This is a genomic window from Puniceibacterium confluentis (genome assembly GCF_007923445.1).
GTDB classification, from domain to species: domain Bacteria; phylum Pseudomonadota; class Alphaproteobacteria; order Rhodobacterales; family Rhodobacteraceae; genus Puniceibacterium; species Puniceibacterium confluentis.
Genome location: NZ_VOJI01000011.1, coordinates 158,722 through 185,550 on the forward strand (window position 1 = coordinate 158,722; position 26,829 = coordinate 185,550).

The 26,829-nt window shown below is 63.2% G+C and carries 29 protein-coding genes and 1 tRNA gene; 14 read left to right on the top strand and 16 right to left on the bottom strand.

Features of this window, described 5'->3' with window-relative positions:
• Positions 1 to 22: 22 nt before the first annotated feature.
• Complete coding sequence (locus FOY53_RS14050; RefSeq protein ID WP_146589888.1) at positions 23 to 1,342, bottom strand: M48 family metalloprotease; 1,320 nt, start codon at positions 1,340 to 1,342, stop codon at positions 23 to 25.
• Positions 1,343 to 1,418: 76 nt separating this feature from the next.
• Between FOY53_RS14050 and FOY53_RS14055 the strand changes: the two genes are divergently transcribed.
• The 4 genes from FOY53_RS14055 (at position 1,419) to prfB (ending at position 7,870) form a co-directional block, all read left to right on the top strand.
• Positions 1,419 to 2,603, top strand: a complete 1,185-nt coding sequence (locus FOY53_RS14055) for a pyridoxal phosphate-dependent aminotransferase (RefSeq protein WP_146589890.1) — start codon at positions 1,419 to 1,421, stop codon at positions 2,601 to 2,603.
• An 84-nt stretch (positions 2,604 to 2,687) separates the two neighbouring features.
• Complete coding sequence (locus FOY53_RS14060; protein ID WP_146589975.1) at positions 2,688 to 3,896, top strand: N-acetylmuramoyl-L-alanine amidase; 1,209 nt, start codon at positions 2,688 to 2,690, stop codon at positions 3,894 to 3,896.
• 132 nt (positions 3,897 to 4,028) lie between these two features.
• Complete coding sequence (locus FOY53_RS14065) at positions 4,029 to 6,578, top strand: penicillin-binding protein 1A (protein ID WP_146589892.1); 2,550 nt, start codon at positions 4,029 to 4,031, stop codon at positions 6,576 to 6,578.
• Between the two features lie 167 nt (positions 6,579 to 6,745).
• Positions 6,746 to 7,870, top strand: a complete 1,125-nt coding sequence (gene prfB, locus FOY53_RS14070; protein WP_146589894.1) for a peptide chain release factor 2 — start codon at positions 6,746 to 6,748, stop codon at positions 7,868 to 7,870.
• An 81-nt stretch (positions 7,871 to 7,951) separates the two neighbouring features.
• On the opposite strand, the gene FOY53_RS14075 is transcribed toward prfB, so the two are convergent.
• Positions 7,952 to 8,713, bottom strand: coding sequence for a helix-turn-helix domain-containing protein (locus FOY53_RS14075; RefSeq protein ID WP_146589896.1), 762 nt, complete (start codon positions 8,711 to 8,713; stop codon positions 7,952 to 7,954).
• Positions 8,714 to 9,000: 287 nt separating this feature from the next.
• Here FOY53_RS14075 and FOY53_RS14080 point away from each other — a divergent pair, with 287 nt between their 5' ends.
• The gene (locus FOY53_RS14080; protein ID WP_146589898.1) at positions 9,001 to 9,348 is read left to right on the top strand and encodes a hypothetical protein; all 348 of its coding nucleotides are present in this window, start codon (positions 9,001 to 9,003) and stop codon (positions 9,346 to 9,348) included.
• Between the two features lie 107 nt (positions 9,349 to 9,455).
• Here FOY53_RS14080 and ilvN read toward each other — a convergent pair whose 3' ends face one another.
• From ilvN to FOY53_RS14100, 4 genes are all read right to left on the bottom strand, one after another.
• Positions 9,456 to 10,016, bottom strand: coding sequence for an acetolactate synthase small subunit (gene ilvN / locus FOY53_RS14085; RefSeq protein WP_146589900.1), 561 nt, complete (start codon positions 10,014 to 10,016; stop codon positions 9,456 to 9,458).
• Positions 10,017 to 10,101: 85 nt separating this feature from the next.
• Complete coding sequence (locus FOY53_RS14090; protein WP_146589902.1) at positions 10,102 to 11,856, bottom strand: acetolactate synthase 3 large subunit; 1,755 nt, start codon at positions 11,854 to 11,856, stop codon at positions 10,102 to 10,104.
• Positions 11,857 to 12,336: 480 nt separating this feature from the next.
• Entirely contained in the window at positions 12,337 to 12,987 is a 651-nt protein-coding gene (locus tag FOY53_RS14095; RefSeq protein ID WP_146589904.1) for a response regulator transcription factor, read from the bottom strand.
• On the bottom strand, positions 12,984 to 14,423 hold the full coding sequence (locus tag FOY53_RS14100) for a cache domain-containing protein (RefSeq protein ID WP_146589906.1): 1,440 nt from the start codon (positions 14,421 to 14,423) through the stop codon (positions 12,984 to 12,986). Before FOY53_RS14100 ends, FOY53_RS14095 begins: the two co-directional genes overlap by 4 nt.
• Before the next feature lie 219 nt (positions 14,424 to 14,642).
• Between FOY53_RS14100 and FOY53_RS14105 the strand changes: the two genes are divergently transcribed.
• From FOY53_RS14105 to FOY53_RS14115, 3 genes are all read left to right on the top strand, one after another.
• A complete protein-coding gene (locus tag FOY53_RS14105) occupies positions 14,643 to 15,731 on the top strand; it encodes a TRAP transporter substrate-binding protein (protein WP_146589908.1) in 1,089 nt (362 codons plus the stop codon).
• A gap of 104 nt (positions 15,732 to 15,835) precedes the next feature.
• On the top strand, positions 15,836 to 16,774 hold the full coding sequence (locus tag FOY53_RS14110) for a TRAP transporter small permease subunit (protein WP_146589910.1): 939 nt from the start codon (positions 15,836 to 15,838) through the stop codon (positions 16,772 to 16,774).
• Between the two features lie 16 nt (positions 16,775 to 16,790).
• A complete protein-coding gene (locus tag FOY53_RS14115) occupies positions 16,791 to 19,148 on the top strand; it encodes a TRAP transporter large permease (RefSeq protein ID WP_146589912.1) in 2,358 nt (785 codons plus the stop codon).
• A 76-nt stretch (positions 19,149 to 19,224) separates the two neighbouring features.
• Here the strand turns inward: FOY53_RS14115 and FOY53_RS14120 are convergent, their stop codons facing one another.
• From FOY53_RS14120 to FOY53_RS14130, 3 genes are all read right to left on the bottom strand, one after another.
• A complete protein-coding gene (locus tag FOY53_RS14120) occupies positions 19,225 to 19,470 on the bottom strand; it encodes a hypothetical protein (RefSeq protein WP_146589914.1) in 246 nt (81 codons plus the stop codon).
• Between the two features lie 176 nt (positions 19,471 to 19,646).
• Positions 19,647 to 20,102 carry a disulfide bond formation protein B gene (locus tag FOY53_RS14125; RefSeq protein WP_146589916.1) on the bottom strand — a complete coding sequence of 152 codons (456 nt, stop codon included), beginning with the start codon at positions 20,100 to 20,102 and terminating at the stop codon, positions 19,647 to 19,649.
• Entirely contained in the window at positions 20,099 to 20,677 is a 579-nt protein-coding gene (locus FOY53_RS14130) for a YqaA family protein (RefSeq protein ID WP_146589918.1), read from the bottom strand. Before FOY53_RS14130 ends, FOY53_RS14125 begins: the two co-directional genes overlap by 4 nt.
• A gap of 295 nt (positions 20,678 to 20,972) precedes the next feature.
• Here FOY53_RS14130 and FOY53_RS14135 point away from each other — a divergent pair.
• Positions 20,973 to 21,056: transfer RNA gene (locus FOY53_RS14135), tRNA-Leu, on the top strand.
• 159 nt (positions 21,057 to 21,215) lie between these two features.
• Positions 21,216 to 22,178, top strand: coding sequence for a tyrosine-type recombinase/integrase (locus tag FOY53_RS14140; protein WP_146589920.1), 963 nt, complete (start codon positions 21,216 to 21,218; stop codon positions 22,176 to 22,178).
• Here the strand turns inward: FOY53_RS14140 and FOY53_RS14145 are convergent.
• From FOY53_RS14145 to FOY53_RS14175, 7 genes are all read right to left on the bottom strand, one after another.
• Positions 22,162 to 22,407 carry a helix-turn-helix domain-containing protein gene (locus FOY53_RS14145; protein WP_146589922.1) on the bottom strand — a complete coding sequence of 82 codons (246 nt, stop codon included), beginning with the start codon at positions 22,405 to 22,407 and terminating at the stop codon, positions 22,162 to 22,164. The genes FOY53_RS14140 and FOY53_RS14145 overlap by 17 nt on opposite strands.
• Positions 22,408 to 22,425: 18 nt before the next feature.
• Entirely contained in the window at positions 22,426 to 22,977 is a 552-nt protein-coding gene (locus tag FOY53_RS14150; RefSeq protein WP_146589924.1) for a hypothetical protein, read from the bottom strand.
• Complete coding sequence (locus FOY53_RS14155; protein ID WP_146589926.1) at positions 22,974 to 23,663, bottom strand: hypothetical protein; 690 nt, start codon at positions 23,661 to 23,663, stop codon at positions 22,974 to 22,976. The genes FOY53_RS14150 and FOY53_RS14155 overlap by 4 nt, the downstream gene beginning before the upstream one ends.
• 66 nt (positions 23,664 to 23,729) lie before the next feature.
• The gene (locus FOY53_RS14160) at positions 23,730 to 23,957 is read right to left on the bottom strand and encodes a hypothetical protein (protein ID WP_146589928.1); all 228 of its coding nucleotides are present in this window, start codon (positions 23,955 to 23,957) and stop codon (positions 23,730 to 23,732) included.
• A gap of 3 nt (positions 23,958 to 23,960) precedes the next feature.
• Entirely contained in the window at positions 23,961 to 24,149 is a 189-nt protein-coding gene (locus tag FOY53_RS14165) for a hypothetical protein (RefSeq protein WP_146589930.1), read from the bottom strand.
• The gene (locus tag FOY53_RS14170) at positions 24,146 to 24,499 is read right to left on the bottom strand and encodes a hypothetical protein (RefSeq protein ID WP_146589932.1); all 354 of its coding nucleotides are present in this window, start codon (positions 24,497 to 24,499) and stop codon (positions 24,146 to 24,148) included. Before FOY53_RS14170 ends, FOY53_RS14165 begins: the two co-directional genes overlap by 4 nt.
• A 407-nt stretch (positions 24,500 to 24,906) precedes the next feature.
• On the bottom strand, positions 24,907 to 25,263 hold the full coding sequence (locus FOY53_RS14175) for a helix-turn-helix domain-containing protein (RefSeq protein WP_146589934.1): 357 nt from the start codon (positions 25,261 to 25,263) through the stop codon (positions 24,907 to 24,909).
• Between the two features lie 88 nt (positions 25,264 to 25,351).
• Between FOY53_RS14175 and FOY53_RS14180 the strand changes: the two genes are divergently transcribed.
• The 4 genes from FOY53_RS14180 (at position 25,352) to FOY53_RS14195 (ending at position 26,670) form a co-directional block, all read left to right on the top strand.
• Positions 25,352 to 25,597 (top strand): hypothetical protein, encoded by a 246-nt coding sequence (locus FOY53_RS14180; protein WP_146589936.1) that lies wholly within the window; start codon positions 25,352 to 25,354, stop codon positions 25,595 to 25,597.
• Positions 25,594 to 25,983, top strand: coding sequence for a hypothetical protein (locus tag FOY53_RS14185; RefSeq protein WP_146589938.1), 390 nt, complete (start codon positions 25,594 to 25,596; stop codon positions 25,981 to 25,983). The genes FOY53_RS14180 and FOY53_RS14185 overlap by 4 nt, the downstream gene beginning before the upstream one ends.
• The gene (locus tag FOY53_RS14190; protein ID WP_186766614.1) at positions 25,980 to 26,327 is read left to right on the top strand and encodes a hypothetical protein; all 348 of its coding nucleotides are present in this window, start codon (positions 25,980 to 25,982) and stop codon (positions 26,325 to 26,327) included. The genes FOY53_RS14185 and FOY53_RS14190 overlap by 4 nt, the downstream gene beginning before the upstream one ends.
• Positions 26,328 to 26,427: 100 nt before the next feature.
• Positions 26,428 to 26,670, top strand: a complete 243-nt coding sequence (locus FOY53_RS14195; protein WP_146589943.1) for a hypothetical protein — start codon at positions 26,428 to 26,430, stop codon at positions 26,668 to 26,670.
• The last annotated feature ends 159 nt before the right edge of the window (positions 26,671 to 26,829 follow it).

The following is a 26,829-nucleotide window of genomic DNA, read 5'->3' on the forward strand; positions in this document are numbered from 1 at the left end:
ATCTCCCGGGTAGGTGTTCTCATCAGCGCCGTTGCGCCTGCTCGGCTGCACTTAGCACATCCTGCGCCCGTTGCCACGGGGCAGAGCCGCGCGGCAACTGGTCCATGGCGCGTTTGGCGTGAATGCCGGCATCTTCCAGTCGCCCCTGCAGGGCATAGCGTTCGGCGGTTGCGACCGAGGCCAGACCAGGCTGGCCGGTGCGCGCATAGCCCACCGCCAGATCGCGCAGCAGACGCCCGTCCTGCCAGTCACGTCCCCGGGCGCGTTCCAGAACCTCCAGAGCGTCCTTGAACTGTCCTGCGGCCAGAAGCGCGCGGCCAAGCCCGCCAAGGATCAGCGCATCGTTCGGCGCCAGCGCTGCGGCCTGCCGGTAGCTCTGGACCGCCGCACCGGCCTGACGCGATTCCAGCAGGATCTCGGCCTTGAGGTCGATCAGGAACGGATCGCGCGGGCGCAGGGCGATGGCTGCGTCGATGGCTTTCAGCGCACGGGTCAGATTGCTTTGCTTGTGATAGGCGGCGGCTTCGCGCATCAGGGCGATGTCGCGCGACGGGCTGTCGCCGACGCGGCGCAGGGTCCAGTTCGGGTTGCGCAGAAACGCCGACAACTTGCCCTGCACCCGTGCGAACCAGTAATTCGCTGTCGGATCCTGCGGCAGCTCGACGCCCGATCCGGCGACAAATCCCTCCATCGCGCGCATCCGGTCCCGGGTCAGCGGATGGCTCAGCATATAGGGATCCTGGCGCCCGACCGACAGCGCCTCCTGACCACGGAACAGGTCAAACACCTCGACGGCGCCCTGCGGATTGACGCCGGCACGCAGCATCGTGCGCACGGCACTCTGGTCTGCGCTGGATTCTTCGGCACGGGTATGGGCCAGAAAGTTGCGCATCGCCGAGGATTGCGCGCCAAAGGCGATACCGGCCGCAGCATCGCCACGCCCCGAGACCGCCGCCGCCGCGGCCAGCGCCATGCCCAGTCCGGCGGCCGTGCGCGCCGTGCGCATGTTGCCGGCGCGGCGGCTGATATGGCCGTTGGCGATATGCGCCGCTTCATGGGCGATCACTGCCTGCAACATCCGCGCATTGCCGAGTTTCAGGATCATGCCCGAGTTGACAAAGATATGCTGCGTGTCGGCGATGAAGGCATTGAGCGAGGAATCATCCACCACCAGCACCTTGACCTGCGCCGGGCTCAGCCCCGCGGCACGCAGGATCGGGGCTGCCAGCTGCGACAGGCCGTACTCGATATCCGCGTCGCGCAGCAGCGACACAGCCCGCGCCGGTGTGCCTGCCATCAGCGCCAGAACCAGAGCCGCTGCCATCAGCCGGAGGTGAAACATTGACCTTCTGCCCCGTTCGTTTTCTAACCGCCCCTGCGTGGACCGTCCGGGCGCACCATACTTTAGGGAGATCGAGATGCGAAACTCAAACCGTGGGGCCGTCGATCCCTTTATCGTGATGGATGTGATGGAGGCCGCGCGCGCCGCCGAAGACGCAGGTCGCCGCATCATCCACATGGAGGTGGGCCAGCCCGGCACGCCGGCCCCGGCGGCGGCCCGCGCGGCGCTGTCGGCGGCGATGCAGTCCGACTCGCTTGGCTATACCGTGGCCCTGGGCTTGCCGGCCCTGCGTGCCCGCATCGCGCAGCTTTATGGCGAATGGTACAATGTCGATCTGGACCCCGGGCGGGTGGTGGTCACACCGGGGTCGTCGGGCGGCTTCATTCTGGCCTTCACGGCGCTGTTCGATGCCGGTGACCGGGTGGCGCTGGGGGCGCCGGGATATCCGTCCTACCGTCAGATCCTGCGCGCCCTCGATCTGGTCCCGGTCGAGGTGCAGACCGCGCCGGAAAACCGCCTGCAACCGGTGCCGGGCGATCTTGCCGGTCTGGATTATCAGGGGCTCATGGTCGCCTCACCCGCCAACCCGACCGGAACGATGCTGGACAGGGCGGCCCTCGGGGCGCTGGTCGGCGCGGCGCAGGACCGTGGTGCGGCGTTCCTGTCGGACGAGATCTATCACGGCATCGAATACGACCGCCGCGCCGTGAGCGCGCTGGAGATCAGCGACGATGTCTGCGTGATCAACTCGTTTTCCAAGTATTTCAGCATGACCGGCTGGCGCGTCGGCTGGCTGGTGGTGCCGCCTGCACAGGTGCGCCAGTTCGAGCGGCTGGCGCAGAACATGTTCATCTGCGCGCCGCATGCGGCCCAGATCGCCGCCCTTGCCGCCATGGACGCGGGCGAGGAGCTGCAGGCCAACATGGCGGTTTACACCGAGAACCGCCGCCTGATGCTGGAGGGGCTGCCGAAGGCGGGATTCGACCGTATCGCCCCGCCCGACGGCGCCTTCTACGTCTATGCCGACGTCAGCCACCTGACCGATGACAGCCGGGCCTTTGCCGCCGAGATCCTGGACCAGGCCGGGGTGGCGGTGACGCCGGGGCTGGATTTCGATCCGCTGCGGGGGGGCGGCACGCTGCGGTTTTCCTATGCCCGCAGCACCGCAGACATCATCGAGGGGTTGGAGCGGCTGACGGCCTTCATGGCGGCGCGGGGCGCAATCAAAGGCGTTGGACCGGCTGATCCGGCGGCCGGGTGAGTATTTGGAAAGAGAAGAAGCGGACAGGTGTCAAAGACTGTCGCAGGGTGTAGTGTCGGGCAAAACCAGCCGGGGCAGGGGCGGATGCGCAGGATACTGAGAGTTTTGAGCCTTTTGGGCTGTCTGAGCAGCGGCGCGGTGCAGGCGCAGGAACTGGGCGGTTTGGCGCAGTTTCTGGAGGGATCGGTGCGGGACAGCCGTGTCGGCGCCGAGGTGCATCTGAAAGTCAGTCAAGGTGTGCCGTGGCGTGTCTTCACGCTCACCGATCCGGACCGGCTGGTGGTTGATTTTCGCGAGGTCGACTGGCAGGGCGCCGATCCGGCGGCGCTGCGCCAGTCGGAAAAGGTCACGGCGCTGCGTATTGGCGGCTTTCGCCCGGGCTGGTCCCGGCTGGTGGCCGTGCTGGCGCTGCCGATGCCGTTGCAGCAGGCCGGGCTGACGGTGGATGCCGAGACCGGCGCGGCAGAGCTGTTGCTGCGGCTGGGGGCGGCGGACCGTGCGGCGTTCGACGCCCGGGCCGGGGCGCCGCAGGATCCGCGCTGGGATCTGCCGCCCGCCTCGGCGGTGCGGCCCGTGCCGCAGGGGGCCGGGCCGGTGGTGGTGATGATCGACCCCGGACATGGCGGCATCGATCCCGGCGCCGAGGCCGGGAGTGCGAGCGAGGCCGACCTGATGCTGACCTTCGCGCGCGAATTGCGCGAGGTGCTGCTGCGCGCCGGCGGGTTCGAGGTGGCCATGACCCGGGACACCGACAGCTTCATCTCGCTCGAGGGCCGTGTGGCGCTGGCCCATGCCGCGGGTGCCGATGTCTTTGTGTCGTTGCATGCGGATTCCATTGACGAGGGCATCGCCCGGGGCGCTGCGGTCTACACCCTTGCCGAAGACGCCTCTGACGCCGCCTCGGCGGCGCTGGCGGAGCGGCATGACCGCGATGACCTGCTGGCGGGGGTGGACCTGAGCGGAGCGGATGACAGGGTGGCGAACGTGCTGCTGGATCTGGCGCGGCTGGACAACACGCCGCGCTCGCAGGCGATGGCGCAACATTTGCTGGACGGGATCCGCAATGCGGTGGGGCGCGTCCACAAGCGGCCGCTGCGGCAGGCCGGGTTCTCGGTGCTGAAGGCGGCCGACATTCCCTCGGCGCTGATCGAACTGGGGTTCCTGTCGACCGCCGGCGAGCTGGCCAACCTGCAGGACCCGGCCTGGCGGGCGGGCATGGCGGCGGGCATCCGCGACGGGCTGCAGGCCTGGGCGCTGGAGGATGCGGCGCTGGCGCGCCTGCGCCGCCAGTAGGGGGTTCGGCGGCGTCGACCAGACGGACCCGGCACGGCCCGAGCGGCGCCGCGCCGCCCAGACGCGACGTTGTGTTTTGACGCGGCAACGCTTGGGGTATACTGAGCGCGCAAAGCCTAAGGGGGCCGTGTCATGACCCGATTCATCCTGTCGTTTTTCGGAACGATCTTCAGCCTGGTCACCATGGGCGCGATGATGATCGCGCTGACCATCGGTGCTGTCTTCTGGATGTATGGCCGTGACCTTCCCAGCCACGAAAGTCTGGCGCAGTACACGCCGCCGACCATCAGCCGGATCTATTCGGTCGAGGGGCGCATCATTGATGAATTCGCGCAGGAGCGGCGCCTGTTCACCCCGGCGAACGAGATTCCCGAAATGGTGAAGCAGGCCTTCATCAGCGCCGAGGACAAGAATTTTTACCAGCATTCGGGGTATGACCTGCGTGGCATCGCCGCCGCGGCCTATGACGCCGTGCGCACCCGGGGCCGGGATGTCCGCGGCGCCTCGACCATCACCCAGCAGGTGATGAAGAACTTTCTGCTGGGGGGCGACCGGCGGGCGGAGCGCAAGATCAAGGAGATCATCCTGGCCTCCCGGCTTGAGGAGACGCTGTCGAAGGAAAAGATCCTCGAGCTGTATCTCAACGAGATTTTCCTCGGGCAGAATTCCTATGGGGTCTCTGCCGCGGCGCAGACCTACTTCAACAAATCGCTGGTCGAACTGGTGCCGCACGAGGCGGCGTTCCTGGCCTCGCTGCCCAAGGCGCCGTCTGATTTTCATCCCGTGCGCCGCAAGGAGCGGCTGATGGAGCGCCGCGACTTCGTGCTGCGTGAGATGCACGAAAACGGTTATCTGACGGATGCGGTGTATGAAAGTGAGGTGGCGCAGCCGCTGCGGTCGGTACAGAACGGCGATTTCGAACCGTTCCAGGACAGTCTGCCGCCGCGCGATTACTTTACCGACGAGATCCGCCGCCAGCTGAGCCGTGACCGCGGCGAGGAAGATTTCTTCACCAACGGGTATTCTGTCCGCGCGACGCTGGATCCCGAGATGCAGGTCGAGGCGGCCAAGGCGCTGCGCACCGCTCTCGAGGACTATGACCGGTCGCTGGGTGTCTGGCGCGGATCGGGCAAGAAGATTCCGGCCAGCCAGCTGGAGTCCGAGGCGGCCTGGCGGGATGCCCTGCTCAACACGCGGATTTCGCGCGACGTCGATCTCGACAGCAAGTGGTATCCGGCGGTGGTGCTGGAAGTCGGCGCCAACGAAGCCCGCATCGGCATCGAGGATGTGCCCGAGGACGAGGATGGTCACTGGATCCCCGCAAAGGATGTGCAGTGGGCGCGCAAGCGTCTGCCCGGCGGCAAGCTGGCCGATCGCGCCCAGGTGGCGGGGGATCTGGTGGCTGTTGGCGACGTGGTGCTGGTGCGCCGCATGACCGCGGATGCCGACGGATCTTTCATCCGCTGGACGCTGCGGCAGATTCCGCAGGTTCAGGGCGGCTTCATGGCGATGGACGTCAACACCGGGCGGGTGATCGCCATGCAGGGCGGGTTCAGCTATCAGCATTCGGTGTTCAACCGCGCCACCCAGGCCAAACGCCAGCCGGGATCGAGCTTCAAACCGTTTGTCTACGCCTCGGCGCTGGACAGCGGTTACAGCCCGGCGACCATCGTCGTCGACGCCCCGATCGAGATCGACACGCCGCAGGGCGTGTGGCGGCCCAAGAATGCCAGCAACACCTTTTACGGGCCGACACCGCTGCGCACCGGGATCGAGCAATCTCGCAACCTGATGACCATCCGGCTTGCCCAGGAAGTCGGAATGGACACGGTGGCCCGTTATGCCGAACGGTTCGGCGTCTACGACCACATGAGCCGGGTGCTGGCCAATGCTCTGGGTTCGGAAGAGACCACGGTGTACAAGATGGTGGCGGCCTATGCGATGTTCGCCAACGGCGGTGAACGTGTGGAGCCGACGCTGATCGACCGGGTACAGGACCGTTACGGCAACACGGTGTACCGGCATGACAAGCGCGAGTGCACCAACTGCGACGATCCCAACATCGCCAGCGACCGCAGCCCGCGCATCGTTACCAACCGCGAGCGGGTGATGGACCCGGTGACGGCCTATCAGCTGACCTCGATGCTCGAAGGTGTGGTGCAGCGCGGCACCGCCTCGAAGACGGTCAACCTGCCGGTGCCCACGGCGGGCAAGACCGGCACGACAAACGATTCCAAGGATGTGTGGTTTGTCGGGTTCACCAGCAATATCGTTGCGGGCTGCTACATCGGCTATGACCAGCCGCGCAACATGGGGCGCGGGGCATCCGGCGGCGGCATGTGCGGGCCGGTGTTCCAGCAATTCATGACCAAGGCCGTGGCCAAGTACGGCGGGGGCAAATTCAAGGTGCCGCCGACCTGTCAGTTCATCAAGATCGACAGGTTTACCGGGGCGCGGCTCAGCGATGGCGCCGGCGGGGCGAATGTCGTGTCGGAATGCTTCCGCGAAGGCGAAGAGCCGATCTTCGGCATCCAGTTCGACGGCGGCTTTGCCATGGGCGGCAACTTTGATGTGATCCAGCCCGATGGCACTTCCCGCCAGGTCCGGACCTCGTCAGGCGGGACCGGGGTTGTCGGACCAAAGGCCAGCTTTGGCACACTGAGTTCTGGCGGGCTGTACTGACACCCTGGCCGCCCGTGGCGCCACGACATTGCCATCGGTGCGCCCCGGGGGCCGGACAGCCCATCAGGCGCTCCGTGTGGCGATGCATGGCGGAGTGCGGCTGATCTTGTCCCTGTGCCTCAGGCTTGGTATCAGGCAGGCCTTGAACGAACTTGCAGGATACCCCGATGCGCGCAGACCTTCAGAACTCAGTCGACAAGATCGAGAAATCGCTCGACCTGCTGCGCCAGCGGCTGGACTGGGAAACCGCGCCGTACCGGCTGGAAGAATTCAATGCCCGGGTCGAGGATCCGAACCTCTGGAATGACCCCGATGCCGCGCAGAAACTGATGCGCGAACGGCAGATGCTGGTCGATGCGATGGAGACCTACACCTCGATCAAGCAGGAACTGGCGGACAATCTCGAACTGATCGAGCTTGGCGAGATGGAGGACGACGCCGAAGTCGTCACCGAGGCCGAGGCCGCCCTGAAGAAGCTCGAGCAGAAGGCCGGGGTCAAGGAACTTGAGGCGCTGCTGGACGGCGAGGCGGACGGCAACGACACCTTCCTCGAAATCAACGCCGGGGCCGGGGGGACGGAAAGCTGCGACTGGGCGAACATGCTGGCGCGTATGTATGTCCGCTGGGCCGAAAAGAAGGGCTACAAGGTTGAACTGCAGTCCGAAAGCGCAGGCGAAGAGGTCGGCATCAAATCGGCGTCCTACAAGATCACCGGCCCGAACGCCTATGGCTGGCTGAAGTCGGAATCGGGGGTGCACCGGCTGGTGCGGATTTCACCCTATGACTCGGCGGCCAAGCGGCACACCTCTTTCAGCTCGGTCTGGGTCTATCCCGTGGTCGACGACAACATCGAGATCGAAGTGAACCCGTCGGATATCCGCATCGACACCTACCGTTCTTCGGGGGCCGGCGGCCAGCACGTGAACACCACCGACTCGGCTGTGCGCATCACCCACCACCCCACCGGGATTGTGGTGACCAGTTCCGAAAAGTCCCAGCACCAGAACCGCGATATTGCCATGAAGGCGCTCAAATCGCGGCTGTATCAGATGGAGCTGGACCGGCGGAACGCCGACATCAACGCCGCGCACGAGGCCAAGGGGGATGCCGGATGGGGCAACCAGATCCGCTCGTACGTTCTGCAGCCCTACCAGATGGTCAAGGATCTGCGCACGCAGCACGAAACCTCCGACACCAAGGGGGTGCTGGACGGCGACCTCGATCCCTTCATGGCCGCGACGCTGGCGCTGAATGTCTCGGGAAAATCCCGGGCGGACGCACAGCGCGACTGATCCAAAGCAACCGGGTGGCCGCAGCCTGCGGCCGCATCCGGTGTCGGCAAGGCGCCCTTAGCCCCGGACGCGTCGACGGGTTCAGATGAATGGCTCGTCGGTGCGCAGCTGGGTGCGGTGAAACGGCACCAGCTGACTCTCGTCGCAAAAGCCGGAGGTGCGGGCGGCATTCATGATCGTACCGCGGTCCTTGCCCAGAAATTCATAGACCAGCCGGGTGACACGGCGCCCGGTCACACTTTCCCGGACGGTGCGTGCGGCATATCCGACCCAATAGTTGTTTTGGAAAGACGGAATTCTGGCGAGGTAATTGAACGATGTGGTCAGCGAATTGCGACGGCTGACCAGTGCCGCGATCCCGCCCTCCTGCGGCAGCAGGAATCCGCGGAATTCCCGCGTGTGCGGATCGGTGCGCAGACCCTGCGCACGCATGGCCTCTTTGGCCTCGAACCCCCGGATAAAGGCGAAACCGTCCTCGCGGGTGACATAGACCAAACCCTGGACGAATTTTTCGTCGTCCATGAAGCTGCGGCGGGTAAAGCGGTAGAACCCCGAGGGAAACAGGTCCTCTGACAGAGATATCGCGCTGCCGCCGACAAATTCCGCCACCGCAGGGTGGTGCAGCAAATCCCGGCGGATCGAGTCAATCTCGTCGACAGGTTCAAGCAGGATACGCGCGTCAACCTGAAAGAAACGACAGATGCGATGCAACACATCGGGTCGCGGAAAGCTCTCCCCCGCCAGGTAGCGGTTGAATTGCGTGCGGTTTATCCCAAGGTCGCGGCACAGCGACGAAATCGAAACGGCGTCCTTGGTCAGAAGACGCAGGTTAGCACCAAGCATGTTGCGCAATTCGGCCGGATTTGGCGGAGATCCACCGTTTCGGGAGGCAAGAGACATGGCTGGCTTCTTCTTGTAGATGTATTTCACTATCATAGAGCCACTTTGGGTGGCATGCTGCACCTTATTGTACACCGATGTGACGCCATTTGGCGTCATGCCTGATGCTTATAAGCTTCATTCAATAATATAACCGTCACAAAATGCAAGCCGGAGTCGCGGCAATAAACATACCAGCATGCCGCGATTTGCTTGAAACTGGAGAGAATGCAACGCGAAGGGTTTCGATGATGTCCAGTACAAACATGTATGGGGTCGTATTGTGGACCGACACGGCGGAGAAAAAAGCCGTGATCTGGTGCGAAGATCACGGAAATCTCGCGTTCTATTCCGGGACTGATCAAAGTGCTGTCGAGGGGGTGAGCCTTGACGCCGGCGATCTGATCCAGTTTGACATGAACGAGGAAAGCAATCTGCGCCGCGCCCGCAATCCGCAGCTGGTCGGACAGTCGCATTTTCCGGAAATTGCGCAACGCTTGCGTCCCGAGGCGACATCGCACAGGGCGATGCCTCAGTCGGCGGCGACAAATGTGATTTCGATGGATGCATTCGCCGAACGGCGTCGGGTCGCCGTCTGAACGACCCTGTCGGCCTGCGCCGACCCTGCGTTCGGCTCGCGGCAGGCAAGAGAATTGTTCAATGGACCGGGCCTGGGGCGGCGCCGGTCCTTTTCAATTGCAGCGGGTCAGAGCCCCCGGGCCAGGGCCGCAACACCCGTCCGTGCGATTTCACTCAACCCGAGAGGGCGCATGAGGTCGGCAAAGGCATCAACCTTTTCCGGCGTGCCGGTGATCTGAAAGACAAAGCTTTCCAGCGTACTGTCGACGACCTGCGCGCGGAAGATATCCGCCAGCCGCAGTGCTTCGACCCGTTTGTCATTCACGCCCGACACCTTGAGCAGGGCGAGCTCGCGTTCAACGGAACTGCCCTCGGCGGTGAGGTCGTGCACCTCGTGAACCGGGACGATGCGACCCAGTTGTGCCTTGATCTGTTCGATCACCTGAGGCGTGCCGGTGGTGACGATGGTGATGCGCGACAGATGGCCCTTGTGGTCGACCTCGGCCACCGTGAGGCTGTCGATGTTGTAGCCGCGCCCGGAAAACAGGCCGATGACCCGTGCCAGGACGCCGGGTTCGTTTTCCACCAGAACGGCAATGGTGTGCGTTTCCTCGACGTCTGAAAAGGTGGAGCGCAGGTTATAGGCCGAATGTTTGGTCGACCCTTTCTTGATGTGTAGAGCGGACATTGTCTCTTCCTTTGGCTGGAGCCGGGTGCCAAGACTTTTCAAAAAAGTCTTGGCAAAAGTTTTGCTGAAAACTTTTGGGTGCGGGTCAGACCATCACCGCGCCCTTGGATCCGATCGCATCCTTGGTTTTTGCCTCGCCCAGCAGCATCTTGTTGTGCGGCTCACCGGACGGGATCATCGGGAAGCAGTTTTCGTGCTTCTCGACCAGGCAATCGAAGATCACCGGTCCATCGTAATTCAGCATCTCCAGAATCGCATCGTCGAGATCGGCCGGATCCTTGCACTGGATGCCTTTTGCGCCAAAAGCTTCGGCGAGTTTCACGAAATCGGGCAGGGCCTCGGACCAGCTGTGCGAGTAACGCTGCCCGTGCAGCAGTTCCTGCCACTGACGCACCATGCCCAGACGTTCGTTGTTCAGGATGAATTGTTTGACCGGAAGGTTGAACTGGATCGCCGTGCCCATTTCCTGCATGTTCATCAGCCAGGATGCTTCGCCGGCCACATTGATCACCAGAGACTCCGGATGCGCGACCTGGGCCCCGATGGAGGCCGGGAAGCCGTAGCCCATGGTGCCAAGCCCGCCGGAGGTCATCCAGCGGTTGGGATCCTCGAACCCGAGGTACTGCGCCGCCCACATCTGGTGCTGGCCGACTTCGGTGGTGATGTAACGGTCGCGCCCCTTGGTCAGGGCTTCGAGCCGTTCCAGCGCATACTGCGGCCGGATGGTGCCCTCGTTCGGCTTGAACTTGAGGCAGTCGACCTTGCGCCAGTCTTCGATGCGGGCCCACCACTTCTGAAGTCCTTCGCGGTTCACCTTGCGGCCGCGGGCCTTCCAGACCTTGAGGATGTCCTCGAGCACGTGGCCGACATCGCCGATGATCGGCATGTCGACACGGATCACCTTGTTGATCGACGACGGGTCGATGTCGATGTGTGCCTTGCGCGACTTCGGGCTGAAGGCATCCAGCCGCCCGGTGATCCGGTCGTCGAAGCGCGCACCGACGTTGATCATCAGGTCGCAGCCGTGCATGGCGAGGTTGGCCTCATAAAGGCCGTGCATGCCCAGCATCCCCAGCCAGTGTTTGCCCGACGCCGGATAAGCGCCCAGCCCCATCAGGGTCGAGGTGATCGGAAAACCCGTCGCCTCGACGAGCTCGCGCAGGAGCTGTGACGCCGCGGGGCCCGAGTTGATCACGCCGCCACCGGTGTAAAAGACCGGGCTGGCGGCGTTTTCAATTGCTTCGACCAGGGCGGTGATCGTCTCCATGTCACCCTTGACCTGGGGCTGGTAGTGCCCGGTCGGTGCCTTCTGCTTTGGCTGATAGTCGGCCGAGGCAAACTGCACGTCCTTGGGGATATCGACCAGCACCGGGCCGGGGCGGCCCGCCATCGCGACGTGGAACGCCTGATGGATGGTCGCCGACAGCTTGGCGGTGTCCTTGACCAGCCAGTTGTGCTTGGTGCAGGGGCGGGTGATGCCGACGGTGTCCGCCTCCTGAAAGGCGTCCGAGCCGATCATGAAGGTCGGCACCTGCCCGGTGAGCACCACCAGCGGGATCGAATCCATCAGTGCGTCGGTCAGGCCGGTGACGGCATTGGTCGCCCCCGGGCCCGAGGTCACCAGAACAACCCCGGGCTTGCCGGTCGAGCGGGCATAGCCTTCTGCGGCGTGAACCGCGGCCTGTTCGTGGCGCACAAGAATGTGCTGGATGTGGTTCTGCTGAAAGATCTCGTCGTAAATGGGCAGCACGGCGCCACCGGGATACCCGAATACCGTGTCCACACCCTGATCTCTCAGAGCTTGAACCACCATTTTCGCTCCGGTCATCTGACGTGTCATCGCTTTGCTCCGTTTACGACGTCTATCTGGGTCACTGCTGCGGGATGTCGTGGCTCCGGTCAGCATGTATCGCGCACAAAAAAGCCCCCGTGGGTTTCGGGGGCGCATGGGGTACCTTCTGGGTGTCCGTTACCGGCCCATGCGCTTGGTTCCTACAATTACGACTAGCGTTGTCACTGGTCGGGACTCCCTTGATTGCGTGCGCGACATTATGGCGGAGGGGCAGGGGCGTCAACCGTGTAGTTCCGGAAAAAATTGCCTTTGGTGTCGATTTTCTTTTCGATTGTTGTCTTTTCGCAGGTATTTTTGATATTTTCATTAACCGGCTGCGGCGATTTTCGGGTTCGGGGCTTTGCCTTTGCGCCACGTTCCAAGTGATCGTCGCCTCCTGGCGATCCGCCAGAGCGTCCCGGCTGTTGTCTCACGCGTGTCAGGCTGCGACGCCCGCTGCCCCAGGCTTGCCGACCTCCTGGGGCGGGCCTAGCCATTCACACCGGTCCCTTGCAGAACGCCATGTTCCAGCGCGTAGCGGGTCAGGCCGGCGGTGCTGCTGATGCCGAGCTTGCGTTTGAGGTTCTTGCGGTGCGTCTCGACGGTGCGCACCGAAATGTCGAGCGCCAGAGCGACCTCCTTGTTCGACCGGCCCTGCGCCAGTTGCAGCAGGATGGTCTGTTCCCGGTTGGTCAGGGCCTCGCGTCCTTCCTGTGCCGGGTTCAGCGCCCCGGTGGCGCCGGTGCACAGATAACGCTGGCCGGACATGACGACGTCGATCGCGCGCCGGATCTCTTCGGTGGGGACATCCTTGAGGACATAGCCCATGGCGCCGTGGCTGAGTGCGGTCGAGATGTATTCCGGGGAATCGTGCATCGACAGCACCAGAATCCGGGTTTCCGGCCGAAGTTCCAGGATGATCTCGGTCGCGCTCAGCCCACCCATGCCGGGCATGTTCAGATCCATCAGGATCACGTCGGGTGAAAGGGAGTCGAGCTGGTCGATCATCTGCTGGCCGTCCGACAGGGTCGCGATGACACGCAGATCGTCGTAACTCTCGAGGATCGCCGTGATGCCTTCGGCGACCATCGGATGGTCGTCGACAACCACAACACGGGTCGGGGCGGAGGGCTGGGTCATGCGCTGGCCTTTTTGCTGGGGCGGGCCCGCGAACGCGGCGCGGCGGTATCTTCGGGCGGCAGCAGGTGCGACAGCGGCACCTGCGCCTCGATCACCGTGCCCGAGCGCGAGGACAGGATGCGCAGGGTGCCGCCAAGCTGGTCCATGCGTTCCTGCATGTTGCGCAGCCCGATGCCGCGGGGATTGCTGACGCGCGCCGCCTCCAGTCCCGAGCCGTCGTCGGCGATGCGCAGCGTCGCGCCGCGGGTGTGGCCGCGGATGTCCATCGACACCACCGAGGCCCCCGAGTGGCGTTCGGCGTTGGTCAATGCCTCTTGCGCGATGCGGTAGAGGGCGATCTTGGCGTCCTGATCCAGCCGGTTGCGGAAGACGACCGTTTCGAACCGGGTCTCGATGCCGGTGCGGATGCTGAAATCTTCGCACAGAGCCTTGAGCGCCGGGCCAAGGCCAAGATCGTCCAGCACCCCGGGGCGCAGGTCGCGACTGATACGGCGGACTTCCTGAATCGCGCCGGACAGGTTGTCGATGCCATTTTCCAGGGCCTCGGGCGCACGGGCGTCACCTGCGGCGAGCCTGCGGCGGGTGATGTCCAGAGCATATTTCACCCCGACAAGGATCTGGCTGATGCCGTCATGCAGTTCGCGCGCCACACGGCCCCGTTCGTCTTCCTGCGCGTCGAACACCCGCTGCGTCAGATCCTTGAGCTTGGCATCCGCCAGACGCCGTTCGCGGATGTTGAGCAGAAGCCCCGACAGGAAGACCAGCAGCAGCGCGGCCAGGGTGATCGCGCCGATATACAGGAAGGTGCGGCGCACCCGCAGCTGCACCTCGGCGCGGGCGGCGGCAACAGAGGCGAGCACGTCGTCGATGAAGACACCGGTGCCGACCGCCCACTGCCAGGAGGGAAACGAGGTCACATAGGTGATCATCCGCGCCTCTTTCCCTGTTGATGGCTTGGGCCAGAGGTATTCGTGGTAGCCCGCACCCTGCCGCGCGATGCGGATCAGCGCGTCGGTGATCGGCGTGCCTTCACTGTCCGTCAGCCCGCTCCAGTTCTGGTTGATACGATCCGTCTGGCGTGGCGAGACAAGCGTGTTGCCATCATAGTCGTACACAAAAAAGAACCCTTCATCGCCGTAGATCATCGCCGACAGGATCTGCATCACCTGATCCTTGGACGCCTGATCGTCGGGCGCGGCCGAGCCATAGATGAAGTAAAAGCCGTTGCGGGCCTGCGTCACATAGTTGCGCAACTCTTCTTTCTTGGCGTCGATCAGCTGCTTTTCAAGGCTGCGGATCTCGCGTTCGGCCAGGGCACGGGACTGGACCGCGACCAGCACGGAAATCGCCACGGCTGCCAGCACCAGCGGCAGCGTTGCCAGAAGGAACAGCTTCTGGGAATAGGACAGATGCAGGCGATGCAGGATACCGGACATATACTTTCCTAGCCCGAGGGCGGGCAGAGCGCCAATGATGATTTTCAGGGTTTGGGCCTGTGACGTAAGGCAAACGGGGTGTGGCAGCGCCGTTTTTTTGCCTCACTCCGTATCTCTGGGTATTCCCGCAGCGGACTCGCATTGCTAGGGTCGGCGCACTCATTCAGTCTGCGGCAACAGCGGGCAGAGCATCTGACATCCACGTTCGGGAGGAATTCTATGGATCGTCGTTCATTTCTGAAAACATCGGCACTTGGCGGATCGGCCGCGGCGGCATCGTCGCTGGCAGCACCGGCCTATGCACAGGGCAAGCGCACCCTGACCATGGTCACATCCTGGCCGCGCGGCTTTGCCGTGCTGGACGATGCCGCGTCGTACCTGGTCGACTATGTCAGCAAGGTCTCGGACGGCGAGCTGACCATCGACAAGAAGGCCCCGGGCGAACTGGTTGGCGCGCTTGAGGTGTTTGACGCCGTGTCCTCGGGGCAGGCGGACATGTACCATTCGGCGGACTACTATTTTGTCGGCCAGCACCCGGGTTATGCCTATTTCACCGCCGTGCCCTTCGGCGGCACCGCACAGGAAGTGACCAACTGGTATCACCACGGCGGCGGTCAGGAACTGCATGACGAGCTGGGCGAGATCTTCAACCTCAAGGGTCTGCTTGCAGGCAACTCGGGGTCGCAGTCGGGCGGCTGGTTCCGCAAGGAAATCACCTCGGCTTCGGATTTCAACGGTCTGAAGTTCCGGATGCCGGGCCTGGGTGGCGAAGTGCTGGGCAAGCTCGGGGCATCGGTGCAGAACATCCCTGGCGGCGAACTCTATCAGGCGCTGTCCTCGGGTGCGCTGGACGGTCTTGAGTGGGTGGGCCCCATGGCCGACGAACGCGCCGGTTTCCAGGAAGTCGCCAAGATCTACTACACCGCCGGTTTCCACGAGCCGGGCTCGGCGCTGTCGTCCTCGGTCAACCTGGATGTGTGGAACGACCTCAGCCAGAAGCACAAGGACATCCTGAACATCGCAAGCCAGGCGGTGACCCACTACCAGCTGTCCGAGACGCTGGCCAACAACGGTGCGGCTCTCGCGCGGCTGCAAAGCCAGGGCGTGAAGACTCTGCAATTCCCGAATGACGTCTGGGATGCTTTCGGCGCCGCCTCGAAAGAGGTGCTTGACGGCTACATGGGCGACGAACTGTTCGCCAAGATCCGCAAGTCGTTCGATGAATCCCTCGCCTCGTCGGCAGCCTGGATCAACAAGTCCGACGGCTACTACGTCGAACAGCGGGTGCGCGTGCTGGGCGGCTCCTGATCCTTTCAGAACATGACCGGAAGGGGCCCTTGCATGCCAAGGGCCCCTTTCTGACGACCAACACGTGACAGGACCGGGGCGCAGCCGGGGACGACGGGGGAGACATGGAACAGCAGGACGCGGCGGGCGCAGGATCTTTCCTGGCCGATCTGGGCGGGTTGCTCGTCTGGGTGGTGCAGAACATCGGACTGGCATTCTACAACTTCGGCTATGCGGTCACGCATCCGGGGCTGTGGCTGGACTGGTCCGACAAAGAAGCGTTGATGCGCTTTGTCTACTACGGCGGATCGGTCGAATTCTTCTTTGTCTGCCTCACCTTCTTTCTGGTGCTCACCGCCTTCGGGCTGTGGAAAAACACCTTCATGTGGGCCTGTGTTCGGGTGATGGAAGGCTTGGCAAACCTGCTGGGCCGCACCTTTGCCTGGGCCGGACTGCTGATGGTGCTTCAGCAGGTGGTGATCGTCTTTATCCAGCGGATCTTTGCCCGGCCCGACATCTCGTTCGGGTTCGGTATCCCGCTGCAGTTTGACATCAGCTGGTGGGCAGAGGAACTGAAGTTCTACAACGCCCTCGTGGTGGCGCTGTGTCTGACCTACACCTTTGTGCAGGGCGGCCATGTGCGGGTCGATCTCGTCTACTCGGCTGTCAGCTTTCGCGTCAAGCGGGTGATCGACATGCTGGGGTCGCTGTTCTTCATGATCCCGATGGCGGTCTTGATCTGGCTGTACGGCTGGTTCTTCCTGTGGCGCCACCTCATCGTGCCGAACCCGTCGGCATCCGACTCGCTCGAACGGCTGCTGGCCAAGTCGCGTGCGCTGCGCTGGAATGTCGAGACCATCGGCTTCAGCCCCAACGGCTTCACCGCCTACTTCCTGTTCAAGATCCTGCTCTGTGCCTTCTGCGCGCTGATCTTCATCCAGGCCTGGGCGTTCTTCTACCGCTCCTTCCTCGAATGGAAGGAAGGACCGGAGTCCGAGGGAAAATATCTCGACATCGACGTGCTGGATGCGGAGCCAACCGCCCAGCAGCCACTGCAATCCTGAGGGCGGGGAACTCAACATGCTATTCGGACTGGACGGCGTCGAAGTCGGACTGATCATCGTTTTTGTCACGCTTTTTGCGGCAATCCTGTCGGGCTTCCCGGTGGCCTTCGCCATCGGCGGTGCCGGTGTGATCTCTTTTGGCATCATTGCGGCGCTCGACAGCGCCGGTCTGTTGATCCACCAGGCGATCGACACCGGGTCCGAAGGGTTCACGGCGCTGGTGCGCTCGGGGGTGCACGAGGACGCGATATCGGTGTTCCGCTACCCGGATCTGCCAAGGGTCGGCATCTCGGTATTCCCGCAGGGCTGGGAAACGGCGCTGGACCGCAACGTGTCCTTCATCGTCAACCGGATCAATGAACGCGTGCTGGCGGGGCAGAGCATCGAAACGCTGCTTGCGGTGCTGATGTTCGTGCTGATGGGAATCGTGCTGGAACGCTCGCGCATCGCCAATGACCTGCTGACCACCATGGCGCGGGTGTTCGGGCCGCTGCCCGGCGGTCTGGCAGTGTCGATTGTGGTCGTGGGCGCGTTTCTTGCCGCCTCGACCGGCATTGTCGGTGCGACGGTGGTGACCATGGGCTTGCTGGCCCTGCCGACCATGCTGCGCAACAACTATTCTCCTGAACTGGCCACCGGCGTCATTGCTGCCAGCGGCACGCTCGGGCAGATCATCCCGCCGTCGATTGTCATCGTTCTGCTGGGCACTCTTGCGGGTGATCTCTATTCCGCCGCGCAGGACAGCCGCGCCCAGCTTGCGGGCTGTACTGACGCCCTGACCTATCTGGGCGAGCCTGCGGTGGTTTCGGTCGGCACGCTGTTTCAGGCTGCGCTGCTGCCGGGGATCCTGCTGGCGATGCTTTATGCCGGGTATGCCTTTGGCTACGCGCTGCTCAACCCGGAAAAGGCTCCGGCGGTCGAGATGGGAGTGTCAACCGGCGAGGTGATCACGCGTGGCGAAGGCCTGACCTGGTTCCTGGGCGTGCCCATCGCGGTCATTGCAGGGACACTGCTGCTGGCCGAGGTCGGTCTGGTCGGGTCTCAAAGCACCCAGGTCGACAGCTTTTCCGACATCGGGGCGGCGGCGTCGCTGCGCACCAATGTCGATCCTGCCTGTCAGGCGGCGATGATCGAACTGCACGGGCAAAGCGCCTGGGATACCGCACTGGCGGAACAGGCCGCGATTGATGCCGCGGGCGGTGCGACCGAAAGCCGACGCCTTGCGCCGGAAGAGATCAGCCAGCTGCGCGCCGACAAGGTGGCGAATGCCGCCCCGATCGGCACCGGCGTCGCCGTGCTGGCCGTGATCATGGCGCTGGTTCTGGCAGTCGGTCGCGGGGTTTCACCCTCGGCCACCCCGCTGCCGCTGATCGCGGGAGCCCTGGGTGTGCTCGCCTTCCTGCTGGTGGATGTGGTTGCAATCGGGCCACTGACCTCGCCCGGAATGACCGTGCTGCTGATGGCGCTCCCGGCGATTGCCACCCTCTGGGCCTGCAAGCACGCGGCGATCCGGATGGCGGAAAACGAACTGATCCGCGTGGTCTTTCCGCCGCTGGTGCTGATCGTCGCCGTGCTCGGCTCGATCCTGGGCGGGATCACCAATCCGACACCGGCGGCCGCCCTCGGTGCTGCCGGGGCGATAATGCTGGCAGCCTATCGCCGCCTGCGGGACGAAGGGCGCTCGCCGGTCATCATCATCTACGCGACCTTTGCGGTGATGATCATGATCCTGGTGGGCATCAATTTCGACATGCGGATCAATCTCGCCGGTGGCGCCAGCTTTGAGACCTGGATCGCCTTTCTGGTCGGTTATGGCGCCTATCTCTTTGCCGGCTTCGGGCTGCTCTACAGCTGCTGGGTGCTGTTCCGGGCGCGGATCCTGACCCCGGCGGTGCGCGAAACGGCCAAGGTCACCAGCATGGTTTTCACCATCCTGATCGCCAGCCAGCTGCTCAACCTCGTCGTGATCTCGTTTGGCGGCGAACATTACATCCAGGACTTCCTCAAGAGCTTCGACTCCGAGCTCAAGGTGTTTCTGATCGTGATGCTGGTGCTGTTCTTCCTGGGGTTCGTGCTGGATTTCCTCGAGATCATCTACATCGTGGTGCCGATTGTCGGTCCTGTGATCTATGGCGGTTCGTTCGATCCCAAGTGGGTGACGATCATGATCGCGGTCAACCTGCAGACCTCGTTCCTGACGCCGCCGTTCGGCTTTGCGCTGTTCTACCTGCGTGGCGTGGCACCAAAGGAGGTGACGACGGCGCATATCTATCGCGGCGTGGTGCCCTTTGTGCTGATTCAGGTGCTGGGGCTGGCGATCCTGTGGTTCTTCCCGGGGATCGTGACAATTGTTCCGGATCTGATGCCGAACTGACGCACAGCAGACCTGCTGAAACATTAAAGGCGCGGGGACAGCCCCGCGCCTTTTTCGCTGTACTGCGCTGGCATCGTCAGCCTTGTGCAAAAACCTCGCCGCCCTGGACGCTGTCCATGGTCATCGGCAATTCGTTGGTTGCCTTGGCGCGGATCTCGGTGATCTTGGCCTGAGCCTGACTGGCTGTTTCCGCCGACGGCCAATGGGTGACGACCGACATGCTCAAGTCGCCGGTTTGCACCATTTCCACCCGGTCCGCTCCGGCTGACTTGATCATCGGGACAAAGGTTGTGCGGGCAATCTCGACCATGTCGTCGGTCATTTCCTTACATGTCCAGTGTGTCAAAGTGATAAATGCCATAACGCGTATCCTCCCAGGCCCCCGAATTTGAAGGCGCGGCCATGGTAACAGCCTTTCGCAGGACAGATGCCTGATTTTAGTGGTTAGACCGAAAGGGGGGGGGCGCCCCGGTGTCAACCCGGGGGGCCCTGTCCGCTTCAGCGGCGTGCGGCGGCGATCCAGATCAGCGCCAGCGCCACAGACGCAAGCGCGTTCCAGCTCGCCATCGACAGGGTCAGAAGCTCCCAGGCGATGTCATCGCAGCGCACCAGAGGCGCGGCCATGATCTGGTCGAGCAGCGCATCGGTCGACAGCCCGCCGATAGGCCCCGAGGTGCAGGTCGTCGGCCCTTCCCACCAGCCACGCTCGACACCGGTGTGGTACAGGCCGACCCCAGCCGTCGCCAGCGCCGCACATGCCCCCAGCAGCGGCAGGATCCGGCCGGGCAGCAACAGGGCCGCCGCGCCGATCAGCACTGCGACAACATGGGGATAGCGCTGCCAGTAGCACAGTTTGCAGGGCGGCAGACCGCCGATGTACTGGAAGCCAAGCGCTCCGATCAGCAGCGCGGCCGAGCCTGCGGCGGCAATGAGGACAAGTGTGTTTCTGCTCATAGGTATCGCACCAGAAAAAAGCCGCCAATCAGCAGCACGAGGAAGACGGTAAACACCAGACCCAGACGTTTTTCAACAAAGCCGCGCACCGGGGCGCCGAAGAACCGCAGCAGTCCGGCCACGATAAAGAACCGCAGGCCCCGCGCCAGAATCGAGGTCACGATGAAGGTGCCCAAGGGCATCGCGGTCCAACCCGACATGATGGTGATCACCTTGTAGGGAAATGGCGTGATCCCGGCCACCAGCACCGCCCAGAAACCGAAGTCGTTGAACTTGCTCGAAAAGGCGGCCACGGCGTCGCCCTTGCCCAGGGCATGCAGGATGGGCGCGCCGATCTGTTCGTAAAAGAAGAAGCCGACCGCATAGCCGAGCATGCCGCCCAGAACCGAGGCGACCATAGCCACCAGCGCGATCAGCCAGGCGCGACTGGGCCGGGCAAGGATCATCGGAATCATCAGCACATCCGGTGGAATCGGAAAGACCGAACTTTCGACAAATGCCACAACAGCAAGAACCCACAGGGCCTGCGGATGATCGGCAAGTGTGAGCATCCGGTTGTACAGTCGATGCAGCATCAGGCCCTCGTTTCTGCCAGTTGCCGCGACAGACCACGGCCCGGGAAGCGGGTCAAGCCTTGGCAGGATGCGAGGGGAGCAGGTCGGCCCATGTGCATAGGCATCGGGCGCTTTGGTGACGCGCAGCGGCGCGCAGGCTCTGGCGCCCGTTGCGACCGGCTGGCACGCGGCTGGCTGCCACTGGCGGAGCGCACCGGTCGGGCAGACCGGTGCAACGCAAGCGGGCGGCCAAGTTTTTGCGGGCCCCAGTTCCATGCTTGACGGCCCTTCGCGCGCCACCTAAACCAAGCTCCGTGCGGGTGTGGCGGAATGGTAGACGCGAGGGTCTCAAACACCCTTTCCTCACGGAGTGCCGGTTCGAGTCCGGCCACCCGCACCAGTAATGCGCCCGCAAGCATTTGAAATAAGTGCAAATCCTTTAAAAATAAGAACTTGGTGCGTAGCCGTGCGTAAAGAAGTTGCGTAAATACAGCGCCGTGTGGCATCCCATTACGCATGATTTACGCATTGTTCCAGAATCATTACGCATGGTGTTTGCATGGCCTCGATCCGTAAGCACGCGAAGGGCTGGCGAGCTGAAGTTGCCCGGCAGGGTGTCCGCAAGTCCATGATGTTCCCCACGCGGCAAGAGGCCAAGGATTGGGCAGCCCGTCAAGAGTACGAGATTCTAAATAGCGGCAAGCTGGCGGCGGCAAAACCCTTTGGTGAAGTGATGGACCGTTATGCCCGAGAGGTGTCCAGCACCAAACGCGGCGCGCGTTGGGAGATCATCCGTCTGGAAAAGATGCGGCGCGACCGGATTGCGTCCGTCCAGGTCGGCAAGCTGGCTGCAGTGGACTTTTCCGATTGGCGCGACCGGCGGCTGCGAGAGGTAGCACCCTCGTCTGTGCTGCGCGAAATGGAGTTGATGAGTTCCGTTCTAACGGTGGCGCGTCGCGATTGGGGTATGATCGCTGTCAACCCGATGAAGGACGTCCGCCGTCCACGTGCGCCGAACAAGCGCGACCGACTTCCGACTGCCGATGAAATGGATCGACTGGCGTTCGTTGCTGGCGAGGATCTGACCAAATCCACGGCACGGGCGTTCCACGCGTTCCTCTTTGCCATCGAAACCGCCATGCGCGCGGGCGAAATTACTGGCCTGACGTGGAATCACATCCACATTGATCAGTGTTTTGCGCACCTTCCAGAAACGAAAAATGGCACAGCACGCGACGTCCCATTGTCCGCAGAGGCTGTTCGGCTATTGCAGGCTTTGCCCCATTCCGACCGGGTGTTTGGGCTGACCAGTGCCAGTCTTGACGCCCTCTGGCGCAGTGTCCGCGATCGTGCGGGAGCTGACGGGCTGACATTCCATGACAGCCGCCATGTGGCCATCACGCGCCTGTCACGCAAACTGGACGTGCTGGCCCTGGCTCGCATGGTGGGGCACAAGAATATTTCGGAGTTGATGACGTACTATGACGCGACGGCTGCGGATCTGGCTAAGCGGCTGGATTGATTTTCACCATCCGCTTGCCGTTGATGGTCTTGGCTTCCATGCTTCCAGCGGCGATCCGGCGCTGTACCGTGCTGGAGTTCACGTTGAGCCTACGAGCGGCCTCGGCGGGCGTCACCCATTGCGGCGCGGGGATCACGGTGGCTCCTGCCAACGCCCTTGCCAATGCGGCAACTTCCTCGCGCAGCAACCGTAGATCATCGGCGGGAACGATAACGAATTGTTCAGCCATTTCAGGCTCCTTTCGCGATTAAACGGCAGTAGATCGGTAGTCCAGTGGGCATTGGCTCGTCTCTGTTATTGACGCTAAAAAAAGCGGCCTGCGCCATGCAAGCTTAAGGTGTCCAACCACACGACGGCCTGCGATGCTGACGCCGAAATCCTTGTCTGTCGCGTGGCCCCCGACAATGGCGCTCAGGACCTTGCTGCCGCCAGGGAAGGGGATCGGGTCACCACCAGCGGTGCGAAGCTTGGGGCAGGCGTGGCGTGCCAGATCCGCGCAGCGCAAATGCACCGGAGCCTCGGTGCTCATCCACCACCCTTCGTTCCAGCTGCCGCGCGGAAACCACCAGCGGTCCCGCCAATCGGTGCGTTCGCCGCAGACCGTGCAGCGCATGTCGACGATGCTCTTGCGCTGGCGGACCATGTGCGGCTTGGCAAAAAGCGGGCGGCCTTCCCCCGGCTTGTGCGGTGACCAGATTGCAAGGTTCATGCCGATGTGCCGACATGGCCGGATTTCGTGCCGCTCCTCTGCTGACCAAGTGGCGTTCCAGGGCACGTCTTTGCTGATGACGAGGGTCACGCTGCAATCTCCTGTCCGAGGGCATGTCCGCCCCATTGCTCTGCCCAGGCCTCGGCCATGCCGGGGAACGTCTTGCTGCGGATCTTCCAGCGATCCGGGCCAGGCGGCGCGCGGTGGATCGCGGACCATTTCTTGTGCTCTGCCGTGCCGGGCCTGGGCGGCTCCAGGCGCCGGGTTGCTGACAGATCGGGCAGGTTGCGCAGGTAGAGGCCGGTGCCCTTGAACGCCGGATCTCCGAACCACCAGGGTTGGACCATCTGTGGTTTCGCCAGATCGGAAGGCATCCGGTCGCGGGCGAGGTCGTTCATTTCCGGGTTCTCGATCGCCACGCGCGGGACGGGCGCAGTCCAGCAGGCGGTGAAGATGGCAACGCCTTCATCGAACTCGGCTTTCATCGAAGCGAGGTCTCGGCCCTTTGGTAGTTTCTTCGGCGGGGTCCACTTTCCCGGCCCACTCATCCACTGGCGACCGGATCGGCAAAGCCGGGTACAGGGCGGGTTGCTCACGATCAGCAGATCCCATCCCCAGCCGATCACATCGCGGATGTCGCCCTGGATGTGCCGGTTGGTCGGCTTGTCCGCGGGCAGCAGATCGCACTGCCAGGCGTCGTGGCCCCGGGTAAGAAAAGCGTCCAGCGCCACGCAGCTGGTCGCGCAGCCGATCAGGACGCGGAGGGGGGATGTCATGGGGCTGCAGACGCAGGTGTCATGCATGGCAACAAGTCCTGTGCGCCCGTCGTGCGGGGTGCTGCGTCATGCGGGTGGCCTTCCGAGGAACATCTGCCGGGTGCGGCGGGCGCGGTGTTTTTCCGCCTCGTCGGTTTCGGCGTGGTCGATCAGGAAGGTGCAGGCCAGCTGGATCGTCTCGTCGTCAAAGTGCGTCAGGTCGGCGAGCACGGAGCGCGCGTAGAACAGCGGCTCCGCGCCCGCCTGCAGGCCGCCCGCCGGGGGGAGAGTGCGGGCAGTCAGGTCATCCGCCATGGCTCAGCACCCCGACAGCGCACAGGGTGTGCCGTAGGCGTGGCTCAGCACCAGAAGCTGCAGCAGGTCGCCGGTGATCAGCGTGGCCAGCAGGGTGGCGATGCTGACCGAGGTGAGCGCGATGCCATAGGCCAGCCAGTTGTGCCGGATCCGCTGGCTGCGGGCGTAGGTGTCGGCAAGGTGGTCGATCATGCCGCATCACCCCCGGTCGGGGCGGACAGGCCGAACCTGCGGGCGATGGCGGCGCGGGTCGGGGCCAGGGCGGCGCGGGTGGCGGCGAGCACCGGGTTCGCGGCCGCCGGAGTTCCGGCGCGGGCGGCGGCCAGATCGGCCAGCAGATGGTTGCGCGGGTGGATCGCCGGGCGGGTGTCGCAGGGCTGTTTCATCAGGCGCGCGGCGGCACCGGCCGTGATCGGCTGGCCCTGCGCCTCTTTCAGCAGCCACCACGCGTCCTGCGTGGTGGCCAGCGGCAGCGCCGCGACCAGCGCGGGATCGGTCAGCAGCCTGCGCGCCGCAGTGATGAGATCGGGGGTTTGGTGCATGGGGGCCTCCATCGGTTGTGATGAAGGAACCATACTCACTTAATGTGAGTATTCAAGATTTAAAATCACATATTGTGAGTTACGAAATCTCACCGCTGGATCCGGTGGCGGACGTTTCAGGTGTGAGATCGCTGTCGCTGTCCTGTTCGGGGTCTCCGTCCTGGTCATCGAGGTTTCGTTGGGTCGTATCCCTGCCAACGTCGAGGTGAGACGCAAAAAAGCCAGACGCTGCGAGCATTGGCACGACGTAAATCATCTGCTCGGTCAGGAATGCGACGGAGTAGGTTGGAACAAGCACAATAAGGGCTTTGGTGAGTGCAATCTTTAAATTTGAGTTAATCACGTTTGACTTGCCCTGTCGCGTTCTTCTAATGTTCCGCTGAACTGGAGGTTTAGATGCGCCAATCTCAATTGGATGATTTGATTGAAGCTGCTGATTTATCAGGAATTTCTTTGGATATTTTGGCGGCGCTTTGCCGCGGACTGGACGACAATGCGATTAAGAGGCTTTGCGGTAATTGCGCTTCTATGCCCCGGTATATGAAGTCCAAAGTTAGTCCAAATTTTTCACAAAGAACTGTTGCCTCGTCAGGCATGATGCGCCGGTGACCAGTCTCCCAATTTATGTACCGGGTGTAGTTAAATCCGCATACTGCAGCAAAATCCGTAGCTGACATCGCTGTCGTCTCGCGAACGGCCTTGATCCGCGCGCCGATGCTGCGAAATGGGAACTTGTCTGCTTCGGATTGGGGCGGTTTTTTCATAGCTAGATAATTGCTGAACACACAATTTGTGTAAAATTGCAAAATGTGAAGGTTGACGAACTCATAAATGGTGAGTTATTGGTGCTGCATGACAGTTGCATCAGATATTGTTTCGACCGTAGGGCGCAAGAACCTGCGCACAGCTCTCGCAGTCGGTGATACCGCGATCACCAATGCGTTGGCGCGTGGCAGTTTTCCGGCGCGCTGGTATCTGGTGGTACAATCTGAATGCGCCAAGCATGGCATGGAATGCCCGAGCAGCCTTTTCGGGTTTGTCAAAGTACCTGCTGTAAGGAACGCTTTCATCGTTCGTGATGCGGATGACGCCGCATGAGCCTGCTTGATCCATCCTCATTCCGCCTTTGCTTCCAGTTGCTGTTTCAACGCGGAGCAGCTTACCGCGACGGGCGGGCAAAATCTTTCGAAGCGAACCGGGTAGACTCGCGGGACTACGCCCGGGAACGGTTTGCCGAGATGATGATCGCGGCCTTTCCCGGGGAGACGCCGGGCGAGATTGCCGAGGCGGCGGCAAAGACCTGCGGTGTCAGCAAGCGGCAGGCCGAGAACTGGCTGCGCGGCGAGAGCAGCCCGGCCTTCGAGCATGTGCTGGTGGTCGGCACCTGTCTGGGCATCTGGAAAACCATGGAAATCATGACCCTGGACGGTCGCTCGCGTGAGGATGTCGCGGCGATGATCGGTCAGCGCCGGGGGCGACCTTGAGCATATCAACGGAAATGGCGGCATTTGTGACCTCGGATGTGGGCGCTGCCGCCTGCGCCGATCTGGTCGGTCGGATGCAGCTCTGGGGCGCGAATTCCCTGGCCCATTTTGCAATGGGCACGATCCTCGGGGTGCTGCGGTTCAACCTGCAGGTATCGCATCTGGTGATCTGGTCCGCGCTTTTGATTCTGGGCGCCAAGGAAATATTTTTCGACATCCCCGGCGCCGGGTTCGATTGGCGCGTGATGCTGGACAGCCTGTGGGACGTGGCCTGCTACCTGCTGGGTCTGGGGCTGGTGTTCTGGGCGATCCTGTCCGCCCCGGGTCCCGAGGCCGCGTCATGAGCTGGGCGGACTGGATCATTCTCGGAGCGGCGCTGGCCGGGCTGGGCGGGGCGTTCTGGCTGCTGTTCACGCTGCTGCGCGATGCGCTGCGGTGGCATCCGTGAGCCGCGCGGTGCTGTCCGTCCGGGCGCAGGCGCTGGCCTATCGCATCTGGGGCCATGCCAGCCCGCTGGGCTGGGATGTCACCGCCGGACAGATCGCCGAGGCGCTGGGTGTCGATCCGCGCCGGGTCGGGCGCGTCGTCGCCGCCATGGGCTGGGGCACCCGGCTGCGCGCGTCGGTGTCGGTGCGCGGCTCCGAAGCCATGATGAACCATGTCGACGACTTTCTGGAGGGTGTCTGATGGCCCCTTCGCGGATCATGCACGGCGGGGCTCTCTCCTCCTCCCTGAGCCACCTTTCCGCCCGTACCTTGGGGGCGCGGGTCGCCGTGCAGAGTGCCCCCGACCTCCCTTGCTGGAAGACTTCCCCGGCAGCGGCCTCCGGCCTGCCGGGGTTTTTTG

Excerpts from the sequence above, each read along its gene's own strand:
- FOY53_RS14050 (WP_146589888.1), bottom strand. The coding sequence starts at position 1,342 with ATGTTTCACCTCCGGCTGATGGCAGCGGCTCTGGTTCTGGCGCTGATG.
- FOY53_RS14055 (WP_146589890.1), top strand. The coding sequence starts at position 1,419 with ATGCGAAACTCAAACCGTGGGGCCGTCGATCCCTTTATCGTGATGGAT.
- FOY53_RS14120 (WP_146589914.1), bottom strand. The coding sequence starts at position 19,470 with ATGACCGACGACATGGTCGAGATTGCCCGCACAACCTTTGTCCCGATG.
- FOY53_RS14175 (WP_146589934.1), bottom strand. The coding sequence starts at position 25,263 with ATGAAAAAACCGCCCCAATCCGAAGCAGACAAGTTCCCATTTCGCAGC.
- FOY53_RS14130 (WP_146589918.1), bottom strand. The coding sequence starts at position 20,677 with ATGCTGCATCGACTGTACAACCGGATGCTCACACTTGCCGATCATCCG.
- FOY53_RS14100 (WP_146589906.1), bottom strand. The coding sequence starts at position 14,423 with ATGTCCGGTATCCTGCATCGCCTGCATCTGTCCTATTCCCAGAAGCTG.
- FOY53_RS14115 (WP_146589912.1), top strand. The coding sequence starts at position 16,791 with ATGCTATTCGGACTGGACGGCGTCGAAGTCGGACTGATCATCGTTTTT.
- FOY53_RS14060 (WP_146589975.1), top strand. The coding sequence starts at position 2,688 with ATGCGCAGGATACTGAGAGTTTTGAGCCTTTTGGGCTGTCTGAGCAGC.
- FOY53_RS14160 (WP_146589928.1), bottom strand. The coding sequence starts at position 23,957 with ATGGCGGATGACCTGACTGCCCGCACTCTCCCCCCGGCGGGCGGCCTG.
- FOY53_RS14155 (WP_146589926.1), bottom strand. The coding sequence starts at position 23,663 with ATGACATCCCCCCTCCGCGTCCTGATCGGCTGCGCGACCAGCTGCGTG.
- FOY53_RS14105 (WP_146589908.1), top strand. The coding sequence starts at position 14,643 with ATGGATCGTCGTTCATTTCTGAAAACATCGGCACTTGGCGGATCGGCC.
- FOY53_RS14185 (WP_146589938.1), top strand. The coding sequence starts at position 25,594 with ATGAGCCTGCTTGATCCATCCTCATTCCGCCTTTGCTTCCAGTTGCTG.
- FOY53_RS14170 (WP_146589932.1), bottom strand. The coding sequence starts at position 24,499 with ATGCACCAAACCCCCGATCTCATCACTGCGGCGCGCAGGCTGCTGACC.
- prfB (WP_146589894.1), top strand. The coding sequence starts at position 6,746 with ATGCGCGCAGACCTTCAGAACTCAGTCGACAAGATCGAGAAATCGCTC.
- ilvN (WP_146589900.1), bottom strand. The coding sequence starts at position 10,016 with ATGTCCGCTCTACACATCAAGAAAGGGTCGACCAAACATTCGGCCTAT.
- FOY53_RS14140 (WP_146589920.1), top strand. The coding sequence starts at position 21,216 with ATGGCCTCGATCCGTAAGCACGCGAAGGGCTGGCGAGCTGAAGTTGCC.
- FOY53_RS14125 (WP_146589916.1), bottom strand. The coding sequence starts at position 20,102 with ATGAGCAGAAACACACTTGTCCTCATTGCCGCCGCAGGCTCGGCCGCG.
- FOY53_RS14075 (WP_146589896.1), bottom strand. The coding sequence starts at position 8,713 with ATGCTTGGTGCTAACCTGCGTCTTCTGACCAAGGACGCCGTTTCGATT.
- FOY53_RS14145 (WP_146589922.1), bottom strand. The coding sequence starts at position 22,407 with ATGGCTGAACAATTCGTTATCGTTCCCGCCGATGATCTACGGTTGCTG.
- FOY53_RS14080 (WP_146589898.1), top strand. The coding sequence starts at position 9,001 with ATGTCCAGTACAAACATGTATGGGGTCGTATTGTGGACCGACACGGCG.
- FOY53_RS14090 (WP_146589902.1), bottom strand. The coding sequence starts at position 11,856 with ATGACACGTCAGATGACCGGAGCGAAAATGGTGGTTCAAGCTCTGAGA.
- FOY53_RS14110 (WP_146589910.1), top strand. The coding sequence starts at position 15,836 with ATGGAACAGCAGGACGCGGCGGGCGCAGGATCTTTCCTGGCCGATCTG.
- FOY53_RS14065 (WP_146589892.1), top strand. The coding sequence starts at position 4,029 with ATGACCCGATTCATCCTGTCGTTTTTCGGAACGATCTTCAGCCTGGTC.
- FOY53_RS14165 (WP_146589930.1), bottom strand. The coding sequence starts at position 24,149 with ATGATCGACCACCTTGCCGACACCTACGCCCGCAGCCAGCGGATCCGG.
- FOY53_RS14180 (WP_146589936.1), top strand. The coding sequence starts at position 25,352 with ATGACAGTTGCATCAGATATTGTTTCGACCGTAGGGCGCAAGAACCTG.
- FOY53_RS14095 (WP_146589904.1), bottom strand. The coding sequence starts at position 12,987 with ATGACCCAGCCCTCCGCCCCGACCCGTGTTGTGGTTGTCGACGACCAT.